The sequence below is a fragment of the Pseudomonas chlororaphis genome (assembly GCA_001023535.1).
Lineage (GTDB): Bacteria > Pseudomonadota > Gammaproteobacteria > Pseudomonadales > Pseudomonadaceae > Aquipseudomonas > Aquipseudomonas chlororaphis_E.
The window spans coordinates 1926962-1941970 of the sequence record CP011020.1; the positions used below are offsets into that span (position 1 = coordinate 1926962).

Sequence of the window (15009 nt, forward strand, 5' to 3'; positions counted from 1 at the left end):
AAACCCCGTGGCGAGGGAGCTTGCTCCCGCTGGACTGCGGCAGCAGGCCCCTGTTTTTAGGGGCCGCTTCGCGCCCCAGCGGGAGCAAGCCCCCTCGCCACAATAAGCGTTCACCTTGACGATTCAGGGATAGAACAACCAGTACCCCACCAACCCCACCGCCTCATTCATCAACTGCCCGGACTGCCAGATCGACTTGAACTCCGGCATCCAGCCGCCCAACGGCCGGGCGTTGTCCGCCCCCAGGAACCCCACCGGCGCGGGCACCACTTCAAAACCCGAGCGTTCGAAACTCATGACCGCCCGCGGCATGTGCCAGGACTGGGTCACCACCACGACGCGACGGACACCCTCGGGCAGGAGGATCTCGGCGCTCATCCGGGCATTTTCCCAGGTGGTGCGGCTGCGCCCTTCCTGCCAGCGTACGGTGACCCCGAAATCATCCAGCAGCGAATCGGCCATCAGCTTCGCCTCGCTGGGTGGAGTACCGTAGTGCAGGCCGCCGGTCGTCAGCACCGGCAGCCCTGACGCCTTGGCCAGTCGGGCGGCATAACGCTGACGCTCAAGCCCCACACCGGTGGGCTGGTCGGCGCCCCAGGCCAGGTCGCCGCGCTCACGGCCGGAGCCGAGCACGACGATGGCGTCGGCGCGCTGGGCCAGGCTCGCCCATTCACTGCGCGCCAGCGGCGGCTCCTGCTCCAGGGCCTTGGCGCTCCACTGCACCACCACGGGCAGGCTCATCAGCCAAAAGCCGCCCAGGCCCACGATAAAGCACAGGCGAGCCAGGCGCGGCCGGGAGTTGCGCCACCACCAGGCAAGCGCCAGCAGCAGCAAGAGAATGCCCGGCGGCAAGAGAAGTTGTTTGATGAAATAGCGAAACGGCATCGGGCATCTCCATAGATGCCCGAAGCCTAAGTGGGTTGACGCAAAGCGACAACAGATTCGAAAGGACCTTGAATCAAAAGAGCGACCTGGGTGGGTCCGGTTCTAGTTCAACTACATTGACCGGAGCCTGACGGCTTCCTTGTCCGGCGTCCGGTCCTTGAGCCATACCACCTTGGCCGAACGGGGCGCCTCGTGACGCTGGGGTACCTGGGCTGCGCTCGGGCGGGTCGGGTGTCCGACCTGTTCGAGGTAAGCCTTGACCAGTTCGAACTCTGCGGGGCTGAGGCCGCGCAGTTCCAGCTCTGTCGGACGCTCGTCGCGCAAACGACCGGCGGTTCTTGCAGCGTCCAGGGCCACCCCGAGACGATCGATCAGTTTTTCGTACAACTCAGGTGTCGTTACTTTTCGCTGTGATTCAACCATCCCTCACCTCATTGAAGATAAGACTCACTCCCCATTGAGAAGCTTAGCTTCGCTTGGCAAACCGGCAGGACGCCGCGACCAACGGCCCTGAACGCCCGACACAGGCGGTGGTCGGCAATGGCCGGCATGCAATCAGGGTTTCCCTCGGCAGAGCGCGGTCATGTATGCTACGGCGCTTCCTGTAACTCCACTTCCAGCTTGGCTGGGCATCGAGAACGCCGCATACGGCGTCGTCTGCGTCCAGCATGGCAACGAAGAGGATTGGGCCACCCCATTCAGTACAAAAGTAGCCATGCACGAACACTACCAGCCCCGTGAAATCGAAGCCGCCGCCCAGTCGTTCTGGGACGAGCAAAAGTCCTTTGAAGTCAGTGAACAGCCAGGCAAGGAGACCTACTACTGCCTGTCGATGTTCCCTTACCCCAGCGGCAAGCTGCACATGGGGCACGTGCGCAACTACACCATTGGCGACGTGATCTCCCGCTACCAGCGCATGCAAGGCAAGAACGTCCTGCAACCCATGGGTTGGGACGCCTTCGGCATGCCGGCGGAAAACGCCGCGATGAAGAACAACGTGGCCCCCGCCAAGTGGACCTACGAAAACATCGCCTACATGAAGTCCCAACTGCGCAGCCTGGGCCTGGCGGTGGACTGGTCCCGCGAAGTCACCACCTGCAAGCCCGACTACTACCGTTGGGAGCAGTGGCTGTTCACCCGCCTGTTCGAAAAAGGCGTGATCTATCGCAAGAATGGCACCGTGAACTGGGACCCGGTGGACCAGACCGTACTGGCCAACGAGCAAGTGATCGACGGTCGCGGCTGGCGCTCCGGCGCGCTGATCGAAAAGCGCGAGATCCCGATGTACTACTTCAAGATCACCGCCTACGCGGATGAACTGCTGGAGAGTCTCGACGAGCTGACCGGCTGGCCCGAACAGGTCAAGACCATGCAGCGCAACTGGATCGGCAAGTCCCGGGGCATGGAAGTGCAGTTCCCCTACGACGTCGCCTCGATTGGCGAAGCCGGCACCCTGAAGGTCTTCACCACCCGTCCGGACACCCTGATGGGCGCCACCTACGTGGCCGTGGCCGCCGAGCACCCGCTGGCGACCCTGGCGGCCCAGAACGATCCCGCACTGCAGGCGTTCATTGCCGAATGCAAGGGCGGCAGCGTCGCCGAAGCCGACGTCGCCACCCAGGAGAAGAAAGGCCTGCCGACCTCGCTGTTCGTCGAGCACCCGCTGACCGGCGAGAAACTCCCGGTGTGGGTCGCCAACTACGTGCTGATGCATTACGGCGATGGCGCCGTCATGGCGGTGCCGGCCCACGACGAACGCGATTTCGAGTTCGCCCACAAGTACAACCTGCCGGTCAAGCCCGTGGTCCGCACCAGCGCCGGTAACCAGACCCCGGCCCCGTGGCAGGACGCCTACGGCGAACACGGCGAGCTGATCAACTCCGGTGAGTTCAACGGCCTGGATTTCGCAGGTGCGTTCGACGCCATCGAAGTGGCCCTGATCAAGAAGAACCTCGGTGCCTCCCGCACCCAGTTCCGCCTGCGCGACTGGGGCATCAGCCGTCAGCGCTACTGGGGCTGCCCGATCCCGATCGTGCATTGCGGCACCTGCGGCGACGTACCGGTGCCGGAAGACCAACTGCCCGTGGTTCTGCCGGAAGACGTCGTACCCGACGGCGCCGGCTCACCACTGGCCCGCATGCCCGAGTTCTACGAATGCAGCTGCCCGAAATGCGGCGCACCGGCCAAGCGCGAAACCGACACCATGGACACCTTCGTCGAGTCCTCGTGGTACTACGCCCGCTACGCCTCGCCGCACCATGAAGGCGGCCTGGTGGAAAAATCCGCCGCCGACCACTGGCTGCCGGTGGATCAGTACATCGGCGGTATCGAACACGCCATTCTCCACCTGCTGTATGCGCGCTTCTTCCACAAGCTGATGCGCGACGAAGGCCTGGTGAGCTCCAACGAGCCCTTCAAGAACCTGCTGACCCAGGGCATGGTGGTCGCCGAGACGTATTATCGTCGCGAAGCCAACGGCGCCTACACCTGGTTCAACCCCGCCGATGTCGAGCTCGAACGCGACAGCAAGGCCAAGGTCATCAGCGCCAAGCTGATCGCAGACGGCCTGCCCGTGGAAATCGGCGGCACCGAGAAGATGGCCAAGTCGAAGAACAACGGCGTCGACCCACAGTCGATGATCGACCAGTTCGGCGCGGACACCTGCCGCCTGTTCATGATGTTCGCCTCGCCGCCCGACATGAGCGCCGAATGGTCCGACTCCGGCGTCGAGGGCTCGCACCGTTTCCTCAAGCGCGTCTGGCGCCTGGCCCAGGCCCACGTGGCCCAGGGCCTGCCGGGCAAGCTGGACGTCAACGGCCTGAACGACGAACAGAAAGCCGTTCGCCGCTCGATCCACCTGGCCATCAAGCAGGCCAGCCATGACGTCGGCCAGAACCACAAATTCAACACCGCCATCGCCCAGGTGATGACGTTGATGAATGTCCTGGAAAAAGCCGCGCAAGCCACCGAACAGGATCGCGCCTTGCTCCACGAAGGCCTGGAAGCGGTGACGCTGCTGCTGGCGCCGATCACCCCGCACATCAGCCACGAGCTGTGGAATCGACTGGGTCACGCCGACCCGGTGATCGACGCCCGCTGGCCGGTGGTGGACGAAACCGCGCTGGTGCAGGACAGCCTGACCCTGGTCATCCAGGTCAACGGCAAGCTGCGCGGCCAGATCGACATGCCGGCCAGCGCAACGCGCGAAGAAGTCGAAGCCGCCGCACGGGCCAACGAGAACGTGCTGCGCTTCGTCGATGGCCTGACGATTCGCAAAGTGATCGTCGTGCCCGGCAAACTGGTCAACATCGTCGCAAGCTAATTGGATCGGGCGCCTGGCCGCGGGCCGGGCGCCGAATATGACCTGGGAGGCCGCGTTGTCGGCCCATAGGGTTTCAAGGGGAGCAACAAGATGATCAAACGTAATCTGCTGGTCGTGGGCCTGGCGGTCCTGTTGAGCGCCTGCGGCTTCCAGCTGCGTGGCACCGGCACCACCGAGCTGGCTATCAAGGAGCTGGACCTCAGTGCGCGGGACGCCTACGGCGAAACCGTGAAAATGCTGCGCGACACGCTCCAGAACAGTGGCGTGAAGGTCTACAACGGCGCGCCCTACAAGCTGGTGCTGACCAATGAACAGCAAAGTCAGCGCAGCCTGAGCTACGCCGGCGCCGGGCGTTCGGCCGAATACGAGCTGACCAACGTGCTGAGCTATGAAATCCGTGGCCAGAACAACCTGTCGCTGCTGGACGACAAGCTCCAGGTGCAGAAGGTCTACCTGCACGACGGCAACAACATCACCGGCTCCGACCAGGAATCGACCCAGGTGCGTGGCGAAATGCGTCGCGAGCTGGTACAGCGCATGATGCTGCGCCTGCAACGCCTGAGCCCGGCCCAGTTGGAGCAATTGCAACAGACCGCCGACGCCCGCGCCAAGGCCGAAGCCGACGCGCTGGAAGCGGCACGCAAGGCGGAGGCGGAAACACCGCAGCAGTCGCCTCTGGAAGTCCCGGCTGAATAAGCCGTGCGGGGTGCTCCGGCGCCCCGCCCATCTGCGCTCATGAGCTGCATTCCATGAAACTGGCCCCCGCCCAACTCGGCAAGCACCTGCAAGGCGCCCTCGCGCCGGTCTACATCATCAGTGGCGATGACCCATTGCTGTGCCAGGAAGCTGCCGACGCCATCCGCAGTGCCGCTCGCCAGCAAGGGTTCGACGAACGCCAGGTGTTCGCCGCCGACGCCAATTTCGATTGGGGCAGCCTGCTGCTGGCCGGGGCGAGCATGTCCCTGTTCGCAGAAAAGCGCCTGCTGGAGCTGCGCCTGCCGTCCGGTAAACCTGGCGACAAAGGCGCCGCCGCGCTGATCGAGTATTGCTCGCGGCCTGCCGAGGACACGGTCCTGCTCATCAACCTGCCGAAACTCGATGGCAGTGCGCAGAAGACCAAATGGGGCAAGGCCCTGGTGGAGGGTCAGCAAACCCAGTTCGTGCAGATCTGGCCGGTGGATGTCAGCCAACTGCCGAGCTGGATCCGCCAACGCCTGTCCCAGGCCGGCCTCTCGGCCAGCCAGGACGCGGTGGAGCTGATTGCCGCCCGCGTCGAAGGCAACCTGCTGGCCGCGGCCCAGGAAATCGAAAAGCTCAAGCTGATGGCCGAAGGCGGACAAATCACCGTGGAAACGGTGCAGGCCGCCGTGGCCGACAGCGCTCGCTTCGATGTCTTCGGGCTGACCGATGCGATCCTCAACGGCGAGGCTGCCCACGCCCTGCGCATGCTTGAAGGCTTGCGAGGCGAAGGCGTCGAGCCACCGGTGATCCTCTGGGCGCTGTCCCGGGAATTGCGCCTGCTGGCCAACCTGTCGTTGCAGTACAGCCAGGGTGTACCGCTGGACAAGGCCTTCAGCCAGGCCCGCCCGCCCGTATGGGACAAACGCAAGCCGCTGATGAGCAAGGCCCTGCAACGTTACTCGGCGCCGCGCTGGGCACAACTGCTGCTCGAAGCGCAGCGCATCGACGCGCAGATCAAGGGCCAGGCCGCTGGCTCGCCGTGGATGAGCCTGAGTCGGTTGTCGCTGTTGATGGCCGGGCAGCGACTGACGCTTCCAGCTGAATAAACACCGCCTTGCCAGATGCTTTTGTGGCGAGGTAGCTTGCTCCCGCTGGATCGCGAAGCGATCCCAAAAAAGCGATGAGCGCTACGCACTCAAGCGGGAGCAAGCTCCCTCGCCACACAAGCGCGCTGGTCGCAAACGCTGCACACATTCCGCCGGCCTGCCGGGACTGGACAGCCCTCCAACTCTGGCCCATGATTCGCCCCGCACAACCCTCCCCCATGAGAGATCCCACCATGAGCAAAAAGCCATCCAGGCATGGCCCCAACAAGGCCAAGTCCATCGTCGCCCAGCCGCTGTTTCGCAGCCGCCAGGAACGACCCGCCAAGGGCAAGGGCAGCTACCGCCGCGAAGCCTTCCAGTCTGACAACTGGGAGGCTTCTTGCTTTCTGGCCGCTTGAACACCTGGACAAGCCCTACAGCCCTTTCGCATGTTAAGGTCAGCACCTGATTTGTATTTCTGGACCCGTGCATGCCCTTTTGTCTTTCCCGTCGCTTGCCCCTGCGCCAGCTGATTGCCGCCACCAGCATCGCCCTGCTGGTCGCCTGCGCTGAAAAACCCACCGCCGCCGACGCCCAACCGCTCCAGACCATCCCCGCCGTGACCGCCCCGGCCGTGGTGCCGCCTGTCGTGCCCACTGGTGAAAACCTGGACATCGTCCCCACCCAGACCTTCGCTGAATGGCAGGCCGGGTTTCGCAAGGACGCCTTGGCCGCCGGGATCCGTCCCGACCTGTTCGATCGCGCGTTCATTGGCGTCAGCCCCGACATGAGCGTGATCAAGGCCGATCGCAGCCAGCCGGAATTCACCCGCCCCGTGTGGGAATACCTCGATGGCGCCCTGTCGCCGCTGCGGGTCAACAAAGGCAAGGCACTGATCCAGCAGAACGCCCAAGTGCTGCAAAGTATCGAGCAACGCTACGGCGTCGATCGCGAGGCGCTGGTGGCGGTGTGGGGCATGGAAAGCAACTTCGGCCAGTTCCAGGGCACCAAGTCCGTGATCAACTCCCTGGCGACCCTGGCCTACGAAGGCCGACGCCCGGGCTTTGCCCATGCGCAACTGATCGCCGCCCTGCAAATCCTGCAACAGGGCGATATCGCACCGGAAAAAATGCTCGGCTCCTGGGCCGGCGCCATGGGCCAGACCCAGTTCATTCCCACCACGTACAACACCCACGCGGTGGATTTCGACGGCGACGGACGCCGGGACATCTGGGGCAGTTCCACCGACGCCCTGGCCTCCACCGCCCACTACCTGCAAAGCTCCGGTTGGCAACGCGGCCAGCCGTGGGGGTACGAGGTAGAGTTGGAAAAGGGGTTCGACTACGCCCTGGCCGACGGCACGACCCGCAAACCCTTCTCCGAATGGGTACGCCTGGGGGTTTCCACCTACGACGGCATGCCGATTCCCCCGGGTGAACGGCAATTGCCGGCGGCCCTGCTGCTGCCCGCCGGCCATCGCGGCCCGGCGTTCCTGGTGTTCGACAACTTCCGCGCCATCCTCAAGTACAACAACTCCTCGTCGTACGCGCTGGCGGTGGGCTTGTTGTCAGGGCGTTTCACCGGTGCGGGGCTGGTGTACGGCCAGTGGCCCAAGGATGACCTGCCGCTGAGTCGCAGCGAACGCATCGAACTGCAGACCTTGCTGAGCACGCATCAATACGACGCCGGCACCCCCGACGGCATCATCGGCGCCAACACCCGCAAGGCAATCCGCAGCGCCCAGCAGTCACTCGGCTGGCCGGCGGATGGGTATCCGACGCATCAATTGCTGGACGCGTTGCGTAACCGCTGAAGACTGTCTTGATGGCCACTGCCGCTTTCGCGAGCAAGCCCGCTCCCACAGGGACCGCGTTCTTTCATGGACACACGATCAACCTGTGGGAGCGGGCTTGCTCGCGAAGACTGAGTCGCAGACGACGCAGGATTAGCGTGTAACCACCACATCCTGCTCCAGCACCAACCGCTTCTCCCCCGCATCCAGCCTCACCAATGCGCCCATCGGCAAGGTCAGGTTCGGATCGCAATGCCCACTGCGCCAACCGGACAGCACCGGAATGCGCAACGGCTCGAAGGTCTGCTTGAGCAGGCGATTCAACGCTTCGACCTCCACCCCGGCCACATCCCCCACCAGCACGCCGCGCAACTTGGCCAACGTGCCAGCCAGGCGCAACTGGGTCAGCAACCGATCAATGCGATACAGCGGCTCGTTGACGTCCTCAATGAGCAGGATCACACCGTCTGCGTCGATCTGGTAAGGCGTGCCCATGGTCGCGGCAATGATCGAAAGGTTGCCCCCCAGCAAACGCCCATGGGCGATGCCGGGCTGGACGGTGGTCAATGGATAGGCCTCGGGATGACTCAGCACACTGCCCGCCTTCAACTGCCCATGCAACAGGCTGAAAAACGAGGTGACGGTCGGGGGTTGTTTGTCGCCCAACAGATCGGCATTGAGCAACGGTCCGTGAAAGGTCACGAATCCGGCATAACGGTTGATGGCCAGGTGCAGCGCGGTGATGTCGCTGTAGCCAACGAAAGGCTTGGGGTTGCGCCGCAACAGGTCGTAATCGATGCGATCGAGCAAGCGTGGGGTGCCGTAGCCGCCGCGCAGGCAGATGATGGCGCTGACTTCAGGGTCGGCGAAGGCCGCATGCAGATCGTTGAGCCGTACCTCGTCACTGCCGGCCAGGTAGTTTTGCTTTTCGTAGACGCCTGGGAATATTCGCAGTTCGTGCCCCCTTGCGCGCATCCATTGGATGGCTTTTTCCGTGTCCAGGGGGGCGGGGCCGGCGGGGGCGATCAGGGCGATCAGGCCTTTGGGGGGGAGGGCTGGGACGGGGTGATGAGGGGTTAGGGTGTCCATGGGCTTCCGGTTTGTCGGCTTGCTTAGTGTGTATATCCGTTTTTTTTGTAACGGCCACTTATGGTTCCGCCCTTACGGCGGGTCACTTTTTTCAAACGCCAAAAAAGTAACCAAAAACGCTGTGCCCCACCACTCGGCACCTCGCCTAGGCGAGGTGTTCCCTCACTCCGGCATTGCTCCGTGGGCCCGCCGCGAAGGGCCATCCATGGCCCAGCGCGGCTATCCCGGCATCCATGCCGGGATGCCCACTACGCAATGCCTGCGTTCGGCCAGCGTGGTTAATGGGGCGTTTAGATCAAAGTCAAAAGCAGAGCAAAGCGAGGGCACGCTCAACATGTGTGTAGCTGATCCACCGCCATCGCGAGCAAGCTTTGCTCCACGGCCCAGACCTACAACGTTGTAAGGATGCAGAACCGCCCAAAACAGACCAGCCACCAGACTGCTTCGCTTTTGATTTTGCTCTTGCGCCCCATTAACCACGATGGCTGAACGAAGGTATTGCGCAGTGGGCACCTCGGCATGGATGCCGAGGTAGCCGCGCTGGGCCATGGATGGCCCTTCGCGGCGGGCCCGCGGAGCAATGCCTTCGTTCAGGCATGCCGAGCCTAGGCGAGGCACCGAGTGGTGGGGCGAAGACCTTTTGGTTACTTTTGGGGCGTTTGCCAAAAGTAACCCGCCGTAAGGGCGGAACCCTAAGTAGCCGTTACACAAAAAACGGATATACACACAGCCCCACCAAAACCGGCTAAATCAGCTCCCCAACAGCTCCGCCTTGACCAACTTCGCCTGCTCATCCGCATGATACGAAGACCGCACCAACGGCCCCGAAGCCACATTCTTGAACCCCATCTTGTACCCCTCCTCGGCAAACCAGGCAAAGGTATCCGGATGCACAAAACGCTGCACCGGCAGGTGACTACGCGAAGGCTGCAGGTACTGCCCCAGGGTCAGCATGTCGATGTCATGCTCACGCATGCGCTTCATGACCTCAATGACCTCATCGTCGGTCTCCCCCAGGCCCAGCATCAGCCCGGACTTGGTCGGAATGTGCGGCATCATCTGCTTGAAGCGTTGCAGCAAGGTCAGCGACCACTGGTAGTCCGAGCCCGGACGCGCAGCCTTGTACAGGCGCGGTACGGTTTCCAGGTTGTGGTTGAACACATCCGGCGGCTCGGCGGCGGTGATCTCCAGGGCGATGTCCATGCGGCCACGGTAGTCGGGCACCAGGGTTTCGAGCTGCACGTTCGGCGACAGCTTGCGGATCTCACGGATGCAGTCGGCGAAGTGCTGGGCGCCGCCGTCACGCAGGTCGTCGCGGTCCACCGAAGTGATGACCACGTACTTGAGTTTCAGATCGGCAATGGCCACGGCCAGGTTTTCCGGCTCGCTCGCGTCCAGTGGCTTCGGCCGGCCATGGCCGACGTCGCAGAAGGGGCAGCGACGGGTGCAGATGTCACCCATGATCATGAACGTGGCGGTGCCACCGGAGAAGCACTCGCCCAGGTTCGGGCAGGACGCCTCTTCACAGACACTGTGCAGCTTGTGCTTGCGCAGCAGCGCCTTGATACGGTCGACCTCCGGGGAAACCGGGATGCGCACGCGAATCCAGTCGGGTTTCTTCGGCAGTTCGGTGGTGGGGATAATCTTGACCGGGATGCGTGCAACCTTCTCGGCGCCGCGCAGCTTGACGCCGGCCTCGACCTTGGCACGCGGGGCCGGACGCTCGGTAACATCCTGCGTCGGGATTATGGTTTGCACTGCATCAGTAGTCATATCAGTCGATTCCGCCCGTGAGGGTCGTCTGCTCAGCGTAGTCGAGGTGTTTGACGAGCTGCGCGCGCAGCCGGGCACTTACCTCGGCAAATTCAATCGATCCTGCGTGATCGCGCAACTGGGTCATCGCCAGCCCCGCATAGCCACAGGGATTAATCCGTCGAAACGGTTCAAGGTCCATGTCCACGTTCAAGGCCAGGCCATGAAACGAGCAACCGTGGCGGATCCGCAGCCCCAGGGAGGCGATCTTGGCCCCGTCGACGTAGACCCCCGGCGCATCCGGCTTGGCCGCGGCCATCACGCCGTAGCTGGCCAGCAGCTCGATGAGGCAGGTTTCCATGCGGGTGACCAGCTCGCGCACGCCGAACCCCAGCTTGCGCACATCCAGCAACAGGTAGGCGACCAGTTGGCCGGGACCATGGTAGGTCACCTGGCCGCCGCGGTCGACCTTCACCACCGGGATATCGCCCGGCAGCAACAGGTGCTCGGCCTTGCCGGCCTGGCCCTGGGTGAACACCGGCGGATGCTCCACCAGCCAGACTTCATCGTCGGCGGTGTTGCCCCGTTCGTTGGTAAAGCGTTGCATCGCGTGCCAGACCGGCTCATAGGCCATCTGGCCCAGCTCGCGAAAACCCAGCGTGCCCGGCATCACAACACCATGTGTACGAAACCGGTCGCCCGCAGTTCGCTGTTGATGTCGTAGAGCTGTTCCTGGCCGGTGGCCAGGATGTGCAACTGGATCGTCGTGTACTTGCCGTTGGTGCTCTGGCGCTCGGCCAGGGTCTTGAGGTCAACGGTCGCATGTTTCTCAAGGATCGCGATGATCTTGTCCTTGAAGCCCACGCCGGTGTCGCCGATCACCTTGATCGGGTAATCCGCGCAGGGGAATTCGATTTTTGGAGCCTTTACTTCTGGGTCTGTCATGGCGTAACGGCCTCGTAAGCCCGGGTAACGAACATGGCCCCGCACCGGATCGGAACGGGGCCATGCAGGTCAACAGCTGGAATCAGTTGAACAAGCCGTAGAAGAATAGACGGATGCTATCCCACATGCGGCGGAAGATACCACCTTCCTCGACCGCGTCCAGCGCGATCAGGTCGGCGCTGTGCACCACCTTGTCGTCCAGTTTGACTTCGACTTTACCGATCACGTCGCCCTTGGCGATAGGTGCGGTCAGTTGCGGGTTCATGGTCATGCTGGCAGCGAGCTTCTTGAGCTGGCCTTTAGGCAGAGTCATGGTCAGGTCCTGGGCCAGACCGGCCTTCACCTGGCTGCTGGTGCCTTTCCAGACCTGGGCCTGGGCCAGCTCGGTGCCCTTCTGGTAGAAGGTCTGGGTTTCGAAGAAGCGGAAACCGTAGGTCAGAAGCTTCTGGGTTTCGGCGGCACGGGCCACTTCGCTGCTGGTGCCGAAGACCACCGCGATCAGGCGCATGCCGTCACGCACGGCCGAGGACACCATGCAGTAGCCGGCTTCGTCGGTGTGACCGGTCTTCAGGCCATCGACGGTCTTGTCGCGCCACAGCAGCAGGTTGCGGTTAGGCTGCTTGATACCGTTCCAGAAGAACTCCTTCTGGGAGTAGATGGCGTAGTGCGCCGGGTCTTCGTGGATGATCGCCCGTGCCAGGATGGCCATGTCGTGAGCCGACGAGTAGTGCTCGGGGTTCGGCAGGCCGGTCGGGTTCATGAAGTGGCTGTTGGTCATGCCCAGGTCGGCCACGGTCTTGTTCATCATGTCGGCGAACGCGTCTTCGCTGCCGGCGATGTGCTCGGCCAGGGCGACGCTGGCGTCGTTGCCGGACTGAATGATGATGCCGTGCAGCAGGTCGCTGACGGTCACTTGCGAGCCCACCTTGATGAACATCCGCGAACCGCCGGTACGCCAGGCGTTCTCGCTGACGGTCACCGGATCGTTTTCACCGATCTGGCCGCGACGGATTTCCAGGGTGGCGATGTAGGCGGTCATCAGCTTGGTCAGGCTGGCCGGTGGCAGGCGCTGGTCACCATTGTTCTCCACCAGCACGTTGCCGCTGCTGGCATCCATGAGCACATAGGACTTGGCGGCCAATTGTGGCGGCGATGGCATCATCTCGACCGCGAACGCGGCAGGTGAAAGCAGCAGCGGGACTAGCAGGCAAAGGCGTTTGGCAAAGGTGGTGATGTTCATCCGTCTCTCGAAATCGCTAATGGAAACTGCCCGGAGGCAATACTTACAAGCAGCCTTCTTGACGGGCTGCCGCGTATTTAAGTTGCTCACTCACAGCCCTTGCCGGGCTTTTGTTATTCATGGAGCCAACAACCCGACCCGCTCGAACCGCAAGCGGGCCGTCAATCAATCACTCGGCGGTGACCAGGCTCGGCGAACCGAGATTGGCCAGGCGCACACTGTTCTGCACCTGCTGGACCTCACCCGGAGAACCGATCGGCCCCAGGCGCACCCGATGCAGGGTCTGCTGGTTGCGCACGATCGAGCTGATGAACACCGGGGCGCTCACCATCGAGCTGAGCTTGGACCGGAGCAGTTCGGCAGCGTCCGGGTTGGCGAACGCGCCCACCTGCAGATACTGGCCAGACGCTGTTGCAGAAGCGTTTTTTTTTGCTTCCAACTGCACCGGCACTACGGCCGCCGCGTGCTGCTGCGGCGGTGGCGTCCATTGTTCGACCGTACCGGTGGAAGCGGTTACGGTCGGCGCGGCATTTTGCGCCACTTTTGGCTCGTTGAGCATCAAAGGCGCCGGACGGCCACGTTGGGCCCACCATTCCTGCGGGTCGATGCCCTCGACCTTGACCCGTGCGGTGCCGATTTCAGCGTAACCGAGCTTTTTCGCCGCCGCATACGACAGGTCGATGATGCGGTCGGAATAGAACGGCCCGCGGTCATTGACCCGCAGGATCACGCTCTTGTTGTTGTCCAGGTTGGTCACCCGCACGTAGCTGGGCAGCGGCAGCGTCTTGTGGGCCGCGCTCATACCGTACAGGTCATACACCTCGCCATTGGCAGTGTTCTGGCCGTGGAACTTGGTGCCATACCAGGATGCCGTGCCCGAGGCGACGTAGCGCTTGGAGTCGGCCATCGGGAAATAGGTCTTGCCCAGCACGGTGTAGGGGTTGGCCTTGTAGGGGCCGGTGTGCAGGGTCGGGGTGGCGTCGGGGATGCGCGAGACATCGACGTCCCACCATGGCGCACCGTCCTTGTGGGCACGGTTGATGTCCAGCCCCGGCGCCGAGCGCACGGCGGTGGAGTTTTTCTGGGCCGGCGCGCGGCTGGTCGAACAACTGACGACCAGCAGCGACAGCGCAGCCAACGCCACGAGCTTGAGGGGCTTGGCTTTCAGGGGTTGATAGGTAGGCAATGCCCGCATTATTTGACGCCCCGTGCTTTGACCAGCTCTTCAGACAGCTGATATACGGCCATGGCGTACATCACGCTGCGGTTATAACGCGTAATCGCGTAGAAATTCTTCAGGCCCATCCAGTATTCGGGGCCCTGCTCGCCTTCCAGGCGCATCGCGGTGACCGGCATGTCGTCACGCAGCGCATCATGACTCGACCAGCCCAACGCCCGCAACTCCCCGACGGTTTTCGTCGGCTCGATGCCTTCGGTCAGGCCTTCGTCCACCTGGTCGCCACGCACGTCGGCGCGACTGACCACCGGCTGGCCGGCTTCCCAGCCGTGACGCTTGAAATAGCTGGCAACACTGCCGATGGCATCGGTGGGGTTGGTCCAGATATTGATGTGGCCGTCGCCGTCGAAGTCCACCGCGTAGGCGCGGAAACTGCTGGGCATGAATTGCGGCAGGCCCATCGCCCCGGCGTAGGAGCCCTTGAGGGTCAACGGGTCGACCTGTTCCTCGCGGGCCAGCAGCAGGAACTCACGCAGCTCCTTGCGGAAGAACTCGGCGCGTGGCGGGTAATCGAAGCCCAGGGTCGACAGCGCGTCGATCACCCGGAAATTGCCGGTATTGCGGCCAAAAAAGGTCTCGACACCAATGATGGAGACGATGATCTGGGCCGGCACGCCGTACTCCTGCTCGGCACGGGCCAGCGCGGCTTCGTGCTGGCGCCAGAAGTCCACGCCCCGGGCGATACGGGCCTCGGTGATGAACATCGGCCGGTATTCGCTCCATTGCTTGACCCGTTCGGCAGGCCGGGAAATGGCATCCAGGATCGACTGCTTGCGCTCGGCCTCGCGGAACACGCCCATCAGCTGTTCCCCGGCGAAACCGTAGTCGCGGGTCATCTCGCCGACGAACTCGGCCACCTGGGGCGAGCCTTCGTACTCGCCCGCCAGGACCGGCGGCGTGCCACCGAGAAAGCCCACCAGGCCGATCCACGGCGCATATCGCGTCGACCAGCCACGCATTGCTTGCATTGAACTCTTCACC

The 15009-nt window shown here is 63.2% G+C and carries 14 protein-coding genes; 5 read left to right on the top strand and 9 right to left on the bottom strand.

Annotated features, from left to right (window positions below):
• Window positions 1-123 precede the first annotated feature (123 nt).
• Together VM99_08270 and VM99_08275 are read right to left on the bottom strand one after the other, a co-directional pair.
• A complete protein-coding gene (locus VM99_08270; protein ID AKJ98055.1) occupies window positions 124-885 on the bottom strand; it encodes a membrane protein in 762 nt (253 codons plus the stop codon).
• Between the two features lie 111 nt (window positions 886-996).
• Entirely contained in the window at window positions 997-1308 is a 312-nt protein-coding gene (locus VM99_08275) for a hypothetical protein (GenBank protein ID AKJ98056.1), read from the bottom strand.
• Window positions 1309-1600: 292 nt separating this feature from the next.
• On the opposite strand from VM99_08275, the gene leuS reads away from it, so the two are divergent.
• The 5 genes from leuS (at window position 1601) to VM99_08300 (ending at window position 7786) form a co-directional block, all read left to right on the top strand.
• On the top strand, window positions 1601-4207 hold the full coding sequence (gene leuS, locus VM99_08280) for a leucine--tRNA ligase (GenBank protein AKJ98057.1): 2607 nt from the start codon (window positions 1601-1603) through the stop codon (window positions 4205-4207).
• A 90-nt stretch (window positions 4208-4297) separates the two neighbouring features.
• Window positions 4298-4903, top strand: a complete 606-nt coding sequence (locus tag VM99_08285; GenBank protein AKJ98058.1) for a lipoprotein — start codon at window positions 4298-4300, stop codon at window positions 4901-4903.
• Window positions 4904-4956: 53 nt separating this feature from the next.
• Window positions 4957-5994 (top strand): DNA polymerase III subunit delta, encoded by a 1038-nt coding sequence (locus tag VM99_08290; protein AKJ98059.1) that lies wholly within the window; start codon window positions 4957-4959, stop codon window positions 5992-5994.
• Between the two features lie 233 nt (window positions 5995-6227).
• Window positions 6228-6392 (top strand): lipoyl synthase, encoded by a 165-nt coding sequence (locus VM99_08295; GenBank protein AKJ98060.1) that lies wholly within the window; start codon window positions 6228-6230, stop codon window positions 6390-6392.
• Between the two features lie 71 nt (window positions 6393-6463).
• Window positions 6464-7786 carry a murein transglycosylase gene (locus tag VM99_08300; protein ID AKJ98061.1) on the top strand — a complete coding sequence of 441 codons (1323 nt, stop codon included), beginning with the start codon at window positions 6464-6466 and terminating at the stop codon, window positions 7784-7786.
• 132 nt (window positions 7787-7918) lie between these two features.
• Here VM99_08300 and VM99_08305 read toward each other — a convergent pair whose 3' ends face one another.
• The 7 genes from VM99_08305 to VM99_08335 form a co-directional block, all read right to left on the bottom strand.
• On the bottom strand, window positions 7919-8854 hold the full coding sequence (locus VM99_08305; GenBank protein AKJ98062.1) for a peptidase S66: 936 nt from the start codon (window positions 8852-8854) through the stop codon (window positions 7919-7921).
• Between the two features lie 750 nt (window positions 8855-9604).
• Window positions 9605-10627 carry a lipoyl synthase gene (locus VM99_08310; protein AKJ98063.1) on the bottom strand — a complete coding sequence of 341 codons (1023 nt, stop codon included), beginning with the start codon at window positions 10625-10627 and terminating at the stop codon, window positions 9605-9607.
• A 1-nt stretch (window position 10628) separates the two neighbouring features.
• Window positions 10629-11276: a lipoate--protein ligase gene (locus VM99_08315; protein AKJ98064.1), complete on the bottom strand. Its 648-nt coding sequence runs from the start codon at window positions 11274-11276 to the stop codon at window positions 10629-10631.
• Window positions 11276-11551 carry a hypothetical protein gene (locus VM99_08320; protein ID AKJ98065.1) on the bottom strand — a complete coding sequence of 92 codons (276 nt, stop codon included), beginning with the start codon at window positions 11549-11551 and terminating at the stop codon, window positions 11276-11278. Before VM99_08320 ends, VM99_08315 begins: the two co-directional genes overlap by 1 nt.
• An 82-nt stretch (window positions 11552-11633) precedes the next feature.
• Window positions 11634-12791, bottom strand: a complete 1158-nt coding sequence (locus VM99_08325) for a D-alanyl-D-alanine carboxypeptidase (protein ID AKJ98066.1) — start codon at window positions 12789-12791, stop codon at window positions 11634-11636.
• Between the two features lie 169 nt (window positions 12792-12960).
• A complete protein-coding gene (locus tag VM99_08330) occupies window positions 12961-13986 on the bottom strand; it encodes a lipoprotein (protein ID AKJ98067.1) in 1026 nt (341 codons plus the stop codon).
• On the bottom strand, window positions 13986-14996 hold the full coding sequence (locus tag VM99_08335; GenBank protein ID AKJ98068.1) for a lytic transglycosylase: 1011 nt from the start codon (window positions 14994-14996) through the stop codon (window positions 13986-13988). The genes VM99_08330 and VM99_08335 overlap by 1 nt, the downstream gene beginning before the upstream one ends.
• Window positions 14997-15009: the final 13 nt, after the last annotated feature.

What these genes read in the sequence shown, in the direction of transcription:
- VM99_08290 (AKJ98059.1), top strand. Translation starts at nt 4,957, where the DNA reads ATGAAACTGGCCCCCGCCCAACTCGGCAAGCACCTGCAAGGCGCCCTC.
- VM99_08330 (AKJ98067.1), bottom strand. Translation starts at nt 13,986, where the DNA reads ATGCGGGCATTGCCTACCTATCAACCCCTGAAAGCCAAGCCCCTCAAG.
- VM99_08285 (AKJ98058.1), top strand. Translation starts at nt 4,298, where the DNA reads ATGATCAAACGTAATCTGCTGGTCGTGGGCCTGGCGGTCCTGTTGAGC.
- VM99_08295 (AKJ98060.1), top strand. Translation starts at nt 6,228, where the DNA reads ATGAGCAAAAAGCCATCCAGGCATGGCCCCAACAAGGCCAAGTCCATC.
- VM99_08300 (AKJ98061.1), top strand. Translation starts at nt 6,464, where the DNA reads ATGCCCTTTTGTCTTTCCCGTCGCTTGCCCCTGCGCCAGCTGATTGCC.
- VM99_08315 (AKJ98064.1), bottom strand. Translation starts at nt 11,276, where the DNA reads ATGCCGGGCACGCTGGGTTTTCGCGAGCTGGGCCAGATGGCCTATGAG.
- leuS (AKJ98057.1), top strand. Translation starts at nt 1,601, where the DNA reads ATGCACGAACACTACCAGCCCCGTGAAATCGAAGCCGCCGCCCAGTCG.
- VM99_08335 (AKJ98068.1), bottom strand. Translation starts at nt 14,996, where the DNA reads ATGCAAGCAATGCGTGGCTGGTCGACGCGATATGCGCCGTGGATCGGC.
- VM99_08275 (AKJ98056.1), bottom strand. Translation starts at nt 1,308, where the DNA reads ATGGTTGAATCACAGCGAAAAGTAACGACACCTGAGTTGTACGAAAAA.
- VM99_08270 (AKJ98055.1), bottom strand. Translation starts at nt 885, where the DNA reads ATGCCGTTTCGCTATTTCATCAAACAACTTCTCTTGCCGCCGGGCATT.
- VM99_08310 (AKJ98063.1), bottom strand. Translation starts at nt 10,627, where the DNA reads ATGACTACTGATGCAGTGCAAACCATAATCCCGACGCAGGATGTTACC.
- VM99_08320 (AKJ98065.1), bottom strand. Translation starts at nt 11,551, where the DNA reads ATGACAGACCCAGAAGTAAAGGCTCCAAAAATCGAATTCCCCTGCGCG.
- VM99_08325 (AKJ98066.1), bottom strand. Translation starts at nt 12,791, where the DNA reads ATGAACATCACCACCTTTGCCAAACGCCTTTGCCTGCTAGTCCCGCTG.
- VM99_08305 (AKJ98062.1), bottom strand. Translation starts at nt 8,854, where the DNA reads ATGGACACCCTAACCCCTCATCACCCCGTCCCAGCCCTCCCCCCCAAA.